Source organism: Streptomyces sp. S6 (assembly GCF_054880855.1).
The window spans coordinates 1-696 of the sequence record NZ_JBTYMC010000724.1; the positions used below are offsets into that span (position 1 = coordinate 1).

The following is a 696-nucleotide window of genomic DNA, read 5'->3' on the forward strand; positions in this document are numbered from 1 at the left end:
CCGCCCGCTAGGGCCGGTCGTCCCTTGCCCCGCACCCCCGCCCGCGCCGGAAGCTGGCGGGGCAGGAGCACGGCACCGCCCGGACGAAGAGAGGTGTGGCCCACCATGACCGTCACCGTGCCGCCCGTCGTGATCGACGAGGACGGCCTGCACATCCTCGTCGCGAACCTCCTCGCGCAAGGCCGGACCGTCGTCGGACCCACCGTGCGCGACGGCGCGATCGTGCTCGCCGAACTGGCCTCCGCGGCCGAACTCCCCTACGGCTGGGGCGTCGAACTCGACGCCGGCCGCTACCGCCTGGTGCGCCGCGAGGACCGCGCGGCCTTCGCGCACAGCGCCGGACCCCAGTCCTGGAAATCCTGGCTGCACCCGGCACGCGAACGCCTGTGGAGCGCCGACCGCACCCCGGACGGAGACGTCACGTTCACCGCCGAGCAGGCAAAGACGCCGTCCTACGCCTTCCTCGGGGTCCGCCCCTGCGACCTGCGGGCCATCGCGATCCAGGACCGCGTCCTGGCCGCCGGACGCCACCCGGACACCGGGTACGCGCGGCGCAGGCGGCGCGCCCTGCTGATCGCCGCCGAGTGCACCGAGCCCGGCGCGACCTGCTTCTGCGTCTCCACCGGCGGCGGCCCCGCCGCCGACCCCGGATACGACCTGGCGCTCACCGAGATCGTGGACGACGCCGGCCACCGC

The 696-nt window shown here is 75.3% G+C and carries 1 pseudogene; it reads left to right on the top strand.

Features of this window, described 5'->3' with window-relative positions:
- Positions 1-105 precede the first annotated feature (105 nt).
- Positions 106-696, top strand: a pseudogene (locus ACVNF4_RS36705) (4Fe-4S dicluster domain-containing protein); the annotation flags it as partial.